Origin of the sequence: Methylobacterium sp. J-088, from assembly GCF_022829295.1 — a bacterium.
Taxonomy (GTDB): Bacteria; Pseudomonadota; Alphaproteobacteria; order Rhizobiales; family Beijerinckiaceae; genus Methylobacterium.
Genome location: NZ_JAKSYH010000204.1, coordinates 1 through 8,789 on the forward strand (window position 1 = coordinate 1; position 8,789 = coordinate 8,789).

Annotated in this window: 8 protein-coding genes; all 8 read right to left on the reverse strand. The window is 65.1% G+C overall.

Annotated elements, in window-relative coordinates; translation table 11 throughout:
- Positions 1–369, reverse strand: a 369-nt coding sequence (locus MKK63_RS22575; RefSeq protein ID WP_244005806.1) for a transposase, incomplete at its 3' end; no start/stop codon positions are given.
- A gap of 161 nt (positions 370–530) precedes the next feature.
- Entirely contained in the window at positions 531–1,661 is a 1,131-nt protein-coding gene (locus MKK63_RS22580) for an L-talarate/galactarate dehydratase (RefSeq protein ID WP_244005808.1), read from the reverse strand.
- A 29-nt stretch (positions 1,662–1,690) separates the two neighbouring features.
- Positions 1,691–3,061 (reverse strand): MFS transporter, encoded by a 1,371-nt coding sequence (locus tag MKK63_RS22585; protein WP_244005819.1) that lies wholly within the window; start codon positions 3,059–3,061, stop codon positions 1,691–1,693.
- Between the two features lie 410 nt (positions 3,062–3,471).
- Positions 3,472–4,329 (reverse strand): amino acid ABC transporter substrate-binding protein, encoded by an 858-nt coding sequence (locus tag MKK63_RS22590; RefSeq protein ID WP_244005810.1) that lies wholly within the window; start codon positions 4,327–4,329, stop codon positions 3,472–3,474.
- 149 nt (positions 4,330–4,478) lie between these two features.
- Positions 4,479–4,943, reverse strand: a complete 465-nt coding sequence (locus tag MKK63_RS22595; RefSeq protein ID WP_244005812.1) for a RidA family protein — start codon at positions 4,941–4,943, stop codon at positions 4,479–4,481.
- A complete protein-coding gene (locus MKK63_RS22600) occupies positions 4,940–5,839 on the reverse strand; it encodes a PhzF family phenazine biosynthesis protein (RefSeq protein ID WP_244005813.1) in 900 nt (299 codons plus the stop codon). Before MKK63_RS22600 ends, MKK63_RS22595 begins: the two co-directional genes overlap by 4 nt.
- A 108-nt stretch (positions 5,840–5,947) precedes the next feature.
- Positions 5,948–6,694: a helix-turn-helix domain-containing protein gene (locus MKK63_RS22605; RefSeq protein WP_244005816.1), complete on the reverse strand. Its 747-nt coding sequence runs from the start codon at positions 6,692–6,694 to the stop codon at positions 5,948–5,950.
- A gap of 592 nt (positions 6,695–7,286) precedes the next feature.
- Positions 7,287–8,396 carry a helix-turn-helix transcriptional regulator gene (locus MKK63_RS32025; protein WP_244005818.1) on the reverse strand — a complete coding sequence of 370 codons (1,110 nt, stop codon included), beginning with the start codon at positions 8,394–8,396 and terminating at the stop codon, positions 7,287–7,289.
- Positions 8,397–8,789 lie beyond the last annotated feature (393 nt).

The window sequence follows — 8,789 nt, forward strand, 5'->3', positions numbered from 1 at the left end:
CCGGCAGGCCGCCTGGATCGCAGGCCCGTTGTCGCGCCTGAAGTTGGCGATCGTCTTGTGATCGGGAGCCAAGCGACCGGTCAGCCACATCACCTCGATGTTGCGCTGTGCCTCCCGCTCGAGCCGACGGCTCGACGGCACGCGGTTGAGATAGCCGTAGAGGTAGAGCTTCAGAAGCGTGGCCGGATCATACGCAGGCCGCCCCGTCGCTGCGGGCTCGAAGCGCGTGAAGCCGAGGGCGCCCAGATCGAGTTCGTCGATGAACACCTCGACCACGCGAACCGGATTGTCCGCCGTGACATAGTCGTCCAGCGAACTGGGCAGCAACCAGGACTGCCGACGGTCCTGCCCTTCGACGAACCGACCCATGCTGGCCTCCGCAGATCAGGCCCCAAGTCTATCTCAGACCGGACTTTTGACACAGCCTCGACCCAACCCGGTCGTACGAAGACATCCGCTCGAGGCCCGAAAGCGGACAGTTGGCCGCGTATGATCCAGCAAGCGGTACCGGCTGCCAAACTTCTCAGCGATCAGCCGAGACTGCCGAAGCCGGCTGTATCGCGCGTCCAGGCGAGGGCCTGCTCGCTGAGGCTGATGCCGAGGCCGGGGCGCGTCGGCACCAGCATCCGCCCGTCCTTCAGTTCCAGGCGCTCGTTGAACAGCGGCTCCAGCCACTCGAAGTGTTCCACCCACGGCTCCCGCTGCATGGCAGCGGCGAGATGGATGTGCAGCTCCATCGAGAAGTGCGGGGCGATGGTCATGCCGGCGAACTCGGCAAGCGTTGCCACCTTCAAGTAGGGCGTGATGCCCCCGACGCGGGGGGCGTCCGGCATCAGGAAGTCGGCGCCGTTCTGGCGAATGAAGTCCCAATGCTCGGACACGCTCGTCAGCATCTCGCCGGTGGCGATCGGGGTGTCGAGGGCGGCCGCCAGCGTCGCGTGGCCAGCGGCGTCGTAGCAATCGAGGGGCTCCTCGATCCAGATCAGGTTGAACTGCTCGAAGATCCGGCCCATCCGCATGGCGGTCGGCCGGTCCCACTGCTGGTTGGCATCGACCATCAGCGGAAACGCGTCACCCAGATGCTCCCGGACGCGGGAGACCCGCGTGATGTCGAGGGCCCAATCCGGCTGCCCGACCTTGAGCTTGATGCCGCCGATACCCTTCTCGCGGGAGCGGTCGGTGTTGACCAAGAGCTCCTCCAGCGGGGTGTGCAGGAAGCCGCCGGAGGTGTTGTAGCAGCGCACGCTGTCGCGCTGCGCCCCGAGCAGCTTGGCGAGTGAGAGACCGGCCCGCCGCGCCTTCAGGTCCCACAGGGCCACGTCGAAGGCGCCGATCGCCTGCACGGCGAGGCCGCTGCGGCCCACCGAGGCACCCGCCCAGGCGAGCTTGTCCCAGGCCTTGGCGATGTCGCTCGGGTCTTCCCCGATGAGCGAGGGGGCTATTTCGCAGGCATGGGCGAACTGCCCCGGCCCGCCAGCTCGCTTGGAATAGCTGATACCGAGGCCGCGGTGACCGTCGCCGGTCTCGACTTCGCAGAACAGGATCGCGATCTCGGTCATCGGCTTCTGCCGGCCGGTCAGCACCTTGGCGTCGCTGATCGGTGTCTTGAGCGGCAGGTAGACCGAGCGCAGGCGAATGCCGGTGACGGTGTCCTGAGCCATGAAGTCCTCCAGGAATTGGGATAGGGCGCTCAGGCCCGGGCAGCACCGACGTCGCGCGGCAGCGCAGCCACCGGTTCTGCGGCGCGCTCGTCGCTGCGGATCTCGAGGCGGTTCAGCGGCCCGACGATGACGAGGTAGGACAGAGCGCCGATCAGCGCGACCACGCCGATGTAGACGAGGGCGAGGTCGAAAGAGCCCATCTCCTTGACGATGATGCCGATGGCCAGCGGCGTGACGATGCTGGCGAGGTTGCCGCACAGATTGAAGATGCCGCCGCTGACGCCCAAGATCTGCTTAGGCGACACGTCGCCGACGATGCACCAGCCGAGGTTGCCGATGCCCTTGGCGAAGAAGGCGACGCTCATCACCACGATCACGAACTTGTCGGATTGGACGTAGTTGGCGAGCACGATCGTCGAGGAGAACAGCAGCCCCACGATGATCGGGAGCTTGCGCGCCGCCGTCAGGCTGAAGCCGCGCCGGAGCATCCAGTCCGACCACAGGCCACCGACCAGCCCGCCGAGGAAGCCGCAGATCGCCGGGATCGCCGCCACGAGGCCGACCTTGAGGATCGACATGCCGCGGGCTTCGAGCAGGTAGGTCGGGAACCACGTCAGGAAGAACCACGTGATCGTGGTGAGGCAGAACTGGCCGATATAGATGCCGATCATCATGCGGTTGCTGATCAGCGCCTTCACCTCCGACCATTGGATGCGGCAGCGCGCATCGCCCATGTTGGGCAGGCCACCGCCGGCCTCGATGTAGTCGAGTTCGCCCCGGTTCACGCCCCGGTGGTGGCGCGGCTCGTGGACATAGACCAGCCAGATCACGCCCAGCACGAGGCCGACCGCGCCGGCCCCGTAGAAGATAGCCTGCCAGCTATGGGCGTGCAGGATCCAGGTCATCACCGGGGTGAACACGGCCAGGGCGAAATACTGGGCGGATTGGAAGATCGAGGTCGCGAAGGCCCGCTCCTTCGTGGGGAACCACATCACCGTCAGGCGGCTGTTGGCCGGGAAGGCGGGCGCCTCCGCGATACCCATCAGGAAGCGCAGGGCGAACAGCGCCAGGAAGGTGAACGAGACGACGTGGACGAGGCCCTGCATCATCGTGAAGGCCGACCACAGGATCAGGCCGGTGCCGTAGACGAGGCGGGCGCCGTACTTGTCGAGGATCCAGCCGCCGGGGATCTGCATCGCCGTGTAGGACCAGCCGAAGGCCGAGAAGGCGAGGCCCATCGTGATCGCGTCGAAGCCGAATTCGCTCCGCATCGAGGAGGCGGCAACCGAAAGGGTAGCCCGATCAACATAGTTGAACGTCGTGGCGAGGAAGATCAGGGCCAGAATGACATATCTGACATTGGTCTTTTTTTGCGTTTGCCCTACCTGAGCCACGGCGATCCTCCGATATTGAGGCCCGTCTCGCTGCTCACGGAGCAACGGCAGCCTTCGTTCAGCGCGAACTGTGAAACAGAGCCGTTTCCATGTCCAAAATCATTCCTGGATCGATTGATGCGCAATCGGCATCAATGCTGGAAGCGGCTCACGAACTCGCAGCTTCAAGCTGCTGTCGCGTGGCCGTTATATGCGAATGCGAGCGAAGAGCGGTCGGTCCGTTTTCCACCCTAAGCCACCGATGAGCGTGGTTCGATTGGGGTATGCGAGTGCGAACTGGCGCCGCCGGTCCGCTATGGATGTGCCTTTAACGAACCGCCGTGTGCGGCTGGTCGCGACCCAACGCAGTCTTACGAACGGTCATTGACGCTTCTACAAAGCGGCCATTCGTCTGATCGTACGGCTTGGCTTGGCCGCTAATACGCGCTCGGGTCAAAGCTATCGCTCGGATGAGAATATGCTCTTTGAAGCGCGTCGCTCATCGGCAGGTTCAGGTTGATGTTGCGCGGCCGGATCGGCTGCGTGAACCAACGATCGTACAAGGCCCGCCCTTCGGGACTGGTGTAGAGCTTGGCCGTCGCTGCATTCGCGACCGCCTTGAATGCGAGGTCGTCTTTCCGCAGCATGATCCCGTAGGGTTCAGGGTGCGACAGCGCTTCGGTCGATATCTCGAAGTCCGATGGATCGCGCGAAGCTGCCACCAGCGCAGCTAGAAGCACGTCGTCCATCACGAACGCGACGGCCCGGCCGGTCTGCACCATCAGGAACGCCTCAGCGTGATCGACTGCCGGCAGGATGGTCAGCCCAAGCTTGCGCGCCGTATTCGCTTCGTTGATCTGCCGCAGGTTAATCGTGCCCGAGGTCGAGACGACGGTCTTGCCCTTCAAGTCCTCGATCGTGTGCAGCCCGGCCGACCGCTTCGACACGTAGCGCGTCGCAGTCAGGAAGTCGGTGTTGGCAAAGGCGACTTGGTTGTGACGCTCCGCGGTGTTGGTGGTCGAGCCGCATTCCAGATCGATCGTTCCATTCGCAATCAGCGGGATACGCGTGGCGGAAGTTACCCCATTTAGCCGGACCTCCAATCCCGGCATGCCGAGCTTCTCCTTTACCGTATCGACGATGGCGTGGCAGATATCCATCGCGTACCCGATCGGCTTCTGGTCCGTGTCGAGGAACGAGAACGGCACTGAGGCATCGCGGAAACCGAGCGTGATGCGGCCGGTCTCCTTGATCTTCTTCAGCGTACCGGTCAGCTCCTCCGCCGTGGCCGGCATCGAGGTCGCGGCCCCGACCAACGTGACCACGGCGACAAGGGCCGCACGTCCACCTCTAAACATGTATGCCTTCTCCTCGGCTGGATGGCTTGGGCTCGAGCAGCGTTCGGGCGAGCCTGTGCGGGTGCGTGATCGCGAGATCAGACGGGTCAGCCCACCGTAAAGACGGCTTCGACCTCGACCGGCACGCCGCGCGGTAGCGCGTTCGTGCCGACTGCCGTGCGTGCATGGCGACCGTTCTCGCCGAGGGCGAGCAGGATCAGATCCGACGCGCCGTTCAGCACCAGCGGCTGCCGGATGAAGTCCGGGCGGCAGCGGACGAAACCGCCGAGGCGGAGGCAGCGCACTCGGTCGAGGTCCCCGTCGAGGGCCGCGTGGACTTGGGCCAGGATGTTGAGCGCGCACAGGCGAGCGGCAGCCTGCGCCTGTTCAATCGAGACGTCTTCGCCGACGACACCGAGATATTGCGGTTCGCCGCGCAGCACGGGCGTCTGACCGGAAATGAAGAGAAGCGGCTCGGCGCGCGTGTACGGTACATAGTTGGCTGCGGGTCGGGACGGCTCGGGCAGCATCAGGCCGGCTGCTCGCAGGCGGGAGAGGACGGCGTCGCTCATTGGCGTCCATCCTCTGCGATCGCTTGAGCCAAGCCCGTAGTCGGAGCGACTTCCCCGCCGAGCAGGCAGCCAATCGCCCGGTCGCCCGCGAAGCCGAGGCGCACCGTGATCTCGGACAAGCTGCCCATCGCCCGCCCCTGGTAGACACGGATCGGGCGGTCGTCGGCGGCGATGGTGCGATCGTGAAGCAGGCCGAAGGCGAGCGCGGCGGCGGCGATGCCGGTGGCGGCATCCTCTGGATAGCCTGACGAACGCGGGAACTGCCGCGCTTCGAAAACGCGCGCCTCGCCGTCAACGATGGCGTAGGGGTACAGACCAGTGGAGCCGATCCGGCGACAGATGGCCTCGACGGCCACCGGGTTAGCGACGAGCGCGTGCAGCTTTTCAGGGTCCCGCATCGGCACGAGGGTCTTCACTCGCGAGGTAACGGCGTTGTGCAGGGGTAGGTCTGCAAGGGTCTCGCGGCTTACGTCGAGCGCCGCAAGCACGTCGCCGGCCTGCTCCGGAGACAGCGGCACCACCCGGCCCGCTGGCTGCGTGATCTCCACGGAGACCGTGCCGTTCTCTGTAGCGGACACGAAGCCGGCAACCGAACCGCTGGCGGTTGCGATGCGGACGGGCGATGCCGGCAGCCGTCCGTGTTTGGCCAGCAACCAGAGCGCACCGACTGTAGCGTGCGCGCACATCTCCATCTCGTGGTTGGGTACGAAGAAGCGGAAGCGGAAGTCGTGCGCTTCGTCCTCGGCCGGCAGAATAAAGCCACTCTCGTGCCCGTGCTGGCGGGCGACCTCCTGCATCCCCGCAGGGTCGAGCCCGGCTGCGTCCACGACGACGGGGCATGGATTGCCGCCTGCATTCCGGCAGGTAAAGACGTTGACGACCTCGACGCCTGCCATGACCATGAACCCACTGCCGCGGTTCCCCGACCGAACTCGGTGCCGGTTCAGGAAGTGCAGGTGGTTATGGCGGAACCGCCCTGCGCCCGCGCGACCGTCCGGGCCTTATCACGCGACCGGACGGGCCATCGTGGTGGATCGCGCGCGGACCTCGCGTGGTGCCAGCCCGTCTCGGCGTCGGAGCGCCCTCGCCATAGCCGATCCGCTCTCGAACCCAACTCGGAACGCGACCTCGTCGATCGGCAGATCAGTGGTCTGCAAGAGCCGCCGAGCTTCGGCGAGGCGCACGCTCTGTTGGTACGCGCCGATCGACAACCCGGTCCGCTCTCGGAATAGGCGTGTGACGTGTCGGCGGGAGACGTTGAAGCGTTCCGATAGCAAATCGATCGAGAGGGTTTGGTCAGCGCGCTGCGCGACGAACACCTTAACCTCGTCGATCAGGGTGTGCGCCTCGCGTGAGCCAGCACCGAGCGGCTGACCCCTCTCTATCGTGGTCAGGCAGCGGATGATCAGCGCGGCCGAGAGATGGGCGCGGACGGCTGTCTGACCGATCGTATCGCCAGTCTCATCGCAGCACAGTGCCCGGAGGGCGCGGATATCTGAATTAACCGGGAACATCGAGCTTCTTCGGATCAGGGCTCGGACGCGGCTGAGCGAACCGAGTTGCTTCTCGACGTGCTTCAATGCCTCCTCTCGAAGATACACAGCGACGTGGGTCTGGTTGGATCGGAGGGCTGAAGTGTCGTGCGGGTGCGAGGCGGGGATGACGGCGAAGCGATCCCGGGACACCCACATGCCGTCCCGCTGCGCCTCGTGCTTGAGGTTCAATACGCCGAGGCAGGGCAGCAGCAGCATAAGGCCGTCGTGCCAGTGCCAAGGTTTGGCGTAATCGACGCCCTCACCGAGGAGGGTGATGTGTTCGTCGCAGCCAGCAATGACAGCCGAAGGGACTGCCGTTCGCCGGAGGAAGTCGAGCGACCTGAGCATGAAAGGACGCTACTGCAACGGAGGCAGTCTGGCCAGAAATGGCGAGGCGTCGGGCCGGCGGCGAGCCGGAGCGAAGAGGGGCATTCAGCTTCGTCGCTGACAAAGGGGCATCCTTCAGCTTCCGGGCAATGACAAACGCAATCAGTCGAGACGTTTGACGCCTGGGAAGGGACGTGATGGAGCGACGCCACAATGTCCGCTTCGACGCTTTCGCGCTCGTAAGCGGACAGACGGGAAACCACCCTGAGCGGTCAGTCTGGTAGCGACCCAACTCGGCCGCCGGGAACGCCATTTGCGTTTCTTCAAAGCGGTCGTTCGTCGGCCGCCCCGCAAGTTCGGCTCGGGGTAGTGAGCGGACCCCGCTTCTTCCCTCGAATGCGGACGTTCGGTCTTCGCCCATCTTAAAAAGAGCGTCGGCCAAGCCGCTCGCGCAGGTGTAGATGACGTTCCGTTCGGCCGCTCAGGGTAAAATCCATCTCTCGTCGAGCCGCGTCACGAGCCCGGCAAGCTCGCTCTGGCGCTTGAGATTGAGCTTGGCGTACACGGCCCGCAGCTGGGTCCGCACGGTCTCCGCCGACACGGCGAGGCGGCGGGCAACCTTGTCCGGTGGGAGGCCCCGACCGACGAGCATCGCGACGCGGGCCTCTGCCGGGGTCACGCCGAGCTGCACCAGGAGCGGTTCAATTGAGCCTTCGGCTCGGCCGAAGACATCGCGCAACACGACGAGCACGCGCGCGCCGGGCGCCGCACCGGGAAACTCGGCGACATCGGCCTGGCGAAGTGACACGACCTCGACACTGACCGGCCGCAGCCCCGGCGTGCCCCTCAGCATCAGCATGCTTGATCCGGTCCCAGTCAGCTGCGTAACCACAGCGCGCTCGAACCGGTCGCGCTCGCTCGGGAGCACGGCATGCAGTGCGCCCCTGGGTCCGGGATGGAGGCGCCCTTTCATGAGGCTCTCCGCGGCTGCGTTCATGCCATGGACGTGACCATTCGGCCCCAGGAGAATGGTCCCGAACCCGGCATCCCCAAGGGCCGGCAGCTCGTTCCCGGTAGCGCGCGCTTGCGCCAGCATCGCTGTCAGGGTGTAGGCCCGGGCGACGTGTGGAGCGAGCCGACGTAGCAAGGCGAGATGGTTCGCCTCGTACCCGCCGTCCTCGATCCGGCGGAATGCGCCGACCGATAGCAGGCCGCCCGCGGTGTCTGGCGCAGCGTAGCTCGCGAATTCGCCGAGCCCGTGCGGTCTGCAAAAGTCTTGGAAGAAGACGTCCCGGCGCTGCTCCTCGGCCGAGATTAGATCGTGGTCGCGGACCAAGTTGCCGGGAAGAATCACCGCGCTCGCGGCGCGTGCGGCGCGCGGATCAAGGTGCCACCAGCCTGCTGCGTAGGCGGCGTTCGCCTCGCTCAAGCTCTCGGACGCAAGGGTGCGGTTGGTGCGGCCAACGGCCATCACCACCAGGCCCAGGGCACCGACCGCGGCGGCGACCTCGTCGAGTGCCCGCGGCCATAGCCCCGCATCCGCCACGGCAGCGTAGCAGCCGTCGACGAGAGCATCGTAATCCGCGCTCACTGCATCACCTGAGGCTTGACCCGAGCAGCGGAAACTCGACGGTCAATACAGTCAAGATCGATTTCGCAATAATCCTTGCACATCTTCGTGTGCGCCGGATTGATCATGGCTGTGCCTATATGTTCGCTCGATGCCTTTTGTTCGGAGCGAGATGTCAAAATGCCCCTGAACCCGGACAAAGATCGCGTCTACGCGGCAACCTACATGCGGACGTTTTCAGCTTCTGCGAAGGGTCGTGAGCGGTCCCCGCGGCTAGATGTTTGATCCCAGGGTTTGATGGTGCACTCTTCACCTCGGAGTGGAGGGATGCGCTATGGGCCAGGTTCTTCACGGCAGCGCCACAACGACGGGGGCAGTCCGTCGAGCGATCCAGCATAGTCAAGCGAGCCTGAG

Bases quoted from the DNA above. Each gene is read 5' to 3' on its own strand.
- MKK63_RS22580 (WP_244005808.1), bottom strand. From the start codon at position 1,661: ATGGCTCAGGACACCGTCACCGGCATTCGCCTGCGCTCGGTCTACCTG.
- MKK63_RS22590 (WP_244005810.1), bottom strand. From the start codon at position 4,329: ATGCCGGCCACGGCGGAGGAGCTGACCGGTACGCTGAAGAAGATCAAG.
- MKK63_RS22595 (WP_244005812.1), bottom strand. From the start codon at position 4,943: ATGAGCGACGCCGTCCTCTCCCGCCTGCGAGCAGCCGGCCTGATGCTG.
- MKK63_RS22600 (WP_244005813.1), bottom strand. From the start codon at position 5,839: ATGGCAGGCGTCGAGGTCGTCAACGTCTTTACCTGCCGGAATGCAGGC.
- MKK63_RS22605 (WP_244005816.1), bottom strand. From the start codon at position 6,694: ATGCTGCTGCTGCCCTGCCTCGGCGTATTGAACCTCAAGCACGAGGCG.